The organism is Methylobacterium sp. WL18, from assembly GCF_008040015.1.
GTDB lineage: Bacteria > Pseudomonadota > Alphaproteobacteria > Rhizobiales > Beijerinckiaceae > Methylobacterium > Methylobacterium mesophilicum.
Map to the genome: position 1 here is coordinate 1 of NZ_VRVD01000418.1, position 4,159 is coordinate 4,159.

5 protein-coding genes are annotated in these 4,159 nt (G+C 69.9%); 3 read left to right on the forward strand and 2 right to left on the reverse strand.

Annotation, left to right across the window (positions count from 1 at the left end):
* The 3 genes from FV228_RS21970 to FV228_RS21980 form a co-directional block, all read left to right on the forward strand.
* Nucleotides 1-559, forward strand: a 559-nt coding sequence (locus FV228_RS21970; protein ID WP_147856549.1) for an extensin family protein, incomplete at its 5' end; no start/stop codon positions are given.
* Between the two features lie 89 nt (nt 560-648).
* Nucleotides 649-1,752: a L,D-transpeptidase gene (locus FV228_RS21975; protein WP_187277862.1), complete on the forward strand. Its 1,104-nt coding sequence runs from the start codon at nt 649-651 to the stop codon at nt 1,750-1,752.
* A gap of 270 nt (nt 1,753-2,022) precedes the next feature.
* Nucleotides 2,023-2,412, forward strand: a complete 390-nt coding sequence (locus FV228_RS21980; protein WP_147856550.1) for a response regulator — start codon at nt 2,023-2,025, stop codon at nt 2,410-2,412.
* 72 nt (nt 2,413-2,484) lie between these two features.
* Here FV228_RS21980 and FV228_RS21985 read toward each other — a convergent pair whose 3' ends face one another.
* Nucleotides 2,485-2,862 (reverse strand): YraN family protein, encoded by a 378-nt coding sequence (locus FV228_RS21985; protein WP_147856551.1) that lies wholly within the window; start codon nt 2,860-2,862, stop codon nt 2,485-2,487.
* A gap of 3 nt (nt 2,863-2,865) precedes the next feature.
* Nucleotides 2,866-3,852 (reverse strand): 16S rRNA (cytidine(1402)-2'-O)-methyltransferase, encoded by a 987-nt coding sequence (gene rsmI / locus FV228_RS21990; RefSeq protein ID WP_147856552.1) that lies wholly within the window; start codon nt 3,850-3,852, stop codon nt 2,866-2,868.
* Nucleotides 3,853-4,159 lie beyond the last annotated feature (307 nt).

Genomic DNA, 4,159 nt, shown 5'->3' on the forward strand with positions numbered 1-4,159 from the left:
GGCCCTCAAGGTCGCGCCGCCGGACGACACCGCCTGCCGGGTGCGGCTCAAGCGCCTCGGCGTGGAGTTCGAACCGCTGCCGCCCATCGCCGAGGGCCAATGCACCGCGCCGCTGCCCCTGAAGGTGACCAAGCTCGCCGACGGCATCGCGTTGCCGGGGGGCGCGACGCTGACCTGCCAGGTCGCCGAGTCCTTCGCGCGCTGGGCGACGGAGGTTCAGGTCGCGGCCGAGCGCACGCTCAAGCATCCGCTCACCGGCCTCGAACTCGGCGGCACCTATGTCTGCCGGGGACAGAACCACGATGTCGACGCCAAGCTCAGCGATCACGCCTTCGCGGCCGCCGTGGACGTGATGGGCTTCGCCTTCGCGGGTCGCGCGAGCATCCCGGTCAAGGCGATGCCGGCGGGGTCCGAGGAGGCGGAATTCCTGACCTCCGTCCGCGGGAAGGCCTGCGGGTTCTTCCGCACCGTTCTGGGCCCCGGCACCAACGCGGCCCACGCCAACCACTTCCATTTCGACGAGCGCGAGCGCACCGCCGGACATCGGCTGTGCGAGTGATGGGGCGGAGTCGGTTCGGTGCGGAACGTTCCCGCACCCTCGAAGCTTGTGCGACCGGAGCGCGCCCGCTCCCGGAGACTATGACGTCGATGATGCGGAGACCTTCGTTGCCGGTTTGCGCGGCTCTGCTGGCAATCGGCGTCGCCGCGCCGGGTCACGCCGCTCCCTCCGACAAGGCGCCCGCCCTGACCGCGGAGGCGATCAACGGCGCGACCTTCAAGGCGCCCGATGCCGGGAAGCCGGACGAGACATCGGCCAAAGCCACGAAGGCCGACAAGAAGGCGCGGGCCGGCAAGAAATCCGATGCCAAGCCCGACCCGCTGATCGTGAAGGCGCAGGTGCTTCTGGACCGGGCCCGGTTCTATCCGGGCGCCATCGACGGCCTGAAGGGCGAGAACTACGAGCACGCCCTCTCGGCCTTCGCGGTGGCGCAGGGCCTGCCCGCGAGCCAGGACCTGACGCCCGAACTCTGGGACAAGCTCCAGGCCTCGAGCGACAAGCCGGTGGTGTCCGACTACGCGGTCACCGACGCGGACGCCTCCGGTCCCTATACCGAGACGATCCCGCCGAAGATGGAGGCGCAGGCCGACCTCAAGGAACTCGGCTACACCAACCCGCGGGAGATGCTGGCCGAGCGCTTCCACATGAGTCGCGACCTCGTCAGCGCGCTCAATCCGGACAAGCCGCTCGACAAGGCCGGCACGTCGATCACGGTGGCGGCCGTCGATCCCATGGGCACCGACAAGCCGAAGGCGAAGGACCTGCCGCACGAGCCCAAGGTCGACCGGATCGAGGTCGACAAGACGAGCCGCGACGTGCGCGCCTTCGGGGCGGACGGCAAGCTCCTGGCCTTCTACCCGGCCTCCATCGGCAGTTCCGAGAAGCCGGCGCCCAGCGGTGAGACCAAGGTCAAGGGCGTCGCGTTCGATCCGGACTACACCTACAATCCGAAATACGCGTTCAAGGGCGTGAAGACGAACCGCAAGTTCTCGATCAAGCCGGGCCCGAACAATCCGGTCGGCCTGGTCTGGATCGACCTCGCGATCCCGAGCTACGGCATCCACGGGACGCCCGAGCCCGAGAAGGTCGGGAAGACCGAGTCCCACGGCTGCATCCGCCTCACGAACTGGAACGCCCGCGACCTCGCGGCACATGTCTCCCGGGGCGCGAAGGTGTCGTTCAAGGACGATTGACGGGACCCGCAAACGGTCTCTCGCGGCCTTCTAAGTCGACGGGGCGGCAAAAATGTATCGTGAGTTAACATCGCGACCACCATTGATGCCGGAACGGGCCGCGAACGCTTGACACGTCCGGTATTCCGGGCGACGCCACAGGTGGTCTCGCGGACCGTCCGGCGCGCCGCCCCGGCGCTTCCAAGCGCTGCTGCTGCGGTTCGCGAGGCGATACCAACCGCACGGCAAGATCCCCGGTGACGGGGGCGTTCGAAGGGAAGACGGCCCGGCGTGACTGCTGACCCCAACGATGAAGTCCTGAACGGCGTCCGCGTCCTCGTCGTCGAAGACGAGGCGGCGATCTCGATGCTGCTCGAGGACATGCTGCTCGACTTCGGCTGCGCCGTCGTCGGGCCCGCTGCACGCCTGTCGACCGCCCTCGAGATGGCCGCCCAGGAAACGTTCGAGATCGCGATCCTCGACGTGAACGTGGCCGGCGAACCGATCTACCCGGTCGCGGAAGCGATCGTGCAGCGCGACCTGCCGCTCGTATTCTCCACGGGCTACGGCGGCGCCGGAATCCGGGAGCCGTTCCGCGACCGGCCCGTCGTGCAGAAGCCCTTCAGTCAGGCCGACCTCAAGCGGACGCTGATCAGCGCGATCCGGGCCGCCCGCGGCTGACAGTCCACATCGTCCCGCCACGGGGCTGCCGCCTTCCGGCGCCCGTTGACGCGATCCGAAAGACCGGCCTCGTTACAAGCCCTCGATGGTGAAGACGCCCGGCACATGCGCCGGCCATGCGCCGTCGCCGACGAAAACGGCGTCGGCCCGAAGCGTCATGCCGGCGCACCAGGGATTGCGGCCGACCCACGCACGCACCGCACGGGAAAAGCGCCGACGCTTCGCGGCGTCGATCGCCGTTCGGGCATCGTCCAGCCGCGATCGCGCCTTGACCTCCACGAACACGATGGTGCGCGGACGGCGAACGATCAGGTCGATCTCGCCCCCGGCGAAGCTCACCCGTCGGCCGATCGGCCAGTAGCCTTTGGCCAGCAACGCCGCCATCGCCAGCCATTCGGCCCGGTGCCCGCGCAGGTAGGCGGCGCGGCGCTGCAGGATGCGGTCCGGCACGGCTCAACCCTGGCTGTCCCGGGCCAGCGCCAGGGCCCGGGTGTAGATGGCACGGCGCGGCTGCCCGGTCTCGTCCGCGACGAGGCTCGCCGCATCCTTGATCGAGTGCCGTTCGAGGGCGGTGCGGATCAGCCCGTCCAGGGCGGCGTCCCCCTCGGCCGTACGCTCCGGCGCCGTCGCGGCGCCGATGATGACGACGATCTCGCCCTTCGGCGCGCCCTCCTGCCCGAACCGCTCGCTCAGCGAGCCGAGCGTGTCCCGGCGGATCGTCTCGTAGAACTTGGTCAGTTCCCGGGTCACCGCGGCAGGACGGTCGGCGCCGAGCACGGACGCGGCGTCGGCCAGCATCTCCGGCAGGCGATGCGGCGACTCGAACAGCACCAGCGTGCCCGGGACCTGGATCAGGGCTTCGAGGCGGTTGCGCCGGGCCCCGGCCTTCTGGGGCAGGAACCCCTCGAAGAAGAACCGGTCGGTGGGCAGGCCCGCGGCCACCAGCGCAGTCATGACCGCGGAGGGCCCAGGCACGGGCGTGATCGCGACCCCGGCCTCGATCGCCGCCTGGACGAGCTTGTAGCCGGGGTCCGACACGAGCGGCGTCCCGGCATCCGAGACCAGGGCCAGGGCCTCGCCGGCCCGGAGCCGGGCCACCATCCGGTCGCGGACAGCCTCGTTCGAATGCTCGTGATAGGCCAGCAACGGGGTCGTGATCCCGTAATGCGCCAAGAGCGTCCGGGTCACCCGGGTATCCTCGGCCAGCACGGCGTCGGCCGCCGCCAGGGTCGCGAGCGCCCGGATGGTGATGTCGCGCAGGTTGCCGATCGGCGTCGCCACGATGTGCAGGCCCGGCGCCAACGGCTCGGTCTCGCTGGCCAGGCCAAAGGCCGTGAACGTGGTGTTTCGCGGGCGGTCCGCACCGGGCCTCTGGGACGGGGGTGTGGAAGTCGGTTTGGTTGAGATCGCTGGCCCCGGGGCATCGAATCGACGGTTCATCGCGGGTGATCTTGCCACAGTGCCGGCCCCGCGTCGCGGCTGCGCGTCGAGTCCGGGGGCAAGTCGGCACCGGCGCGTTTACATTTGAAAAATGCTCGGTCAGGTTGTTCGAACCTGCCCGAAGGAGACCGCCATGGCGCGTCCGAAGTGTGGGCGGAACCGTCTCGTGCGAGTCACCGCCCTGACCGTTGCCCTCAGTGCCTTGGCGCTGGGCGGCTGCGTCGGCGGATTCGGGGACGGACGCGCGACCCGGCGCAGCGCACAGCCCCGGGCCGAACTATCGCCGCCGGCCGACGTGCCGCAGGGC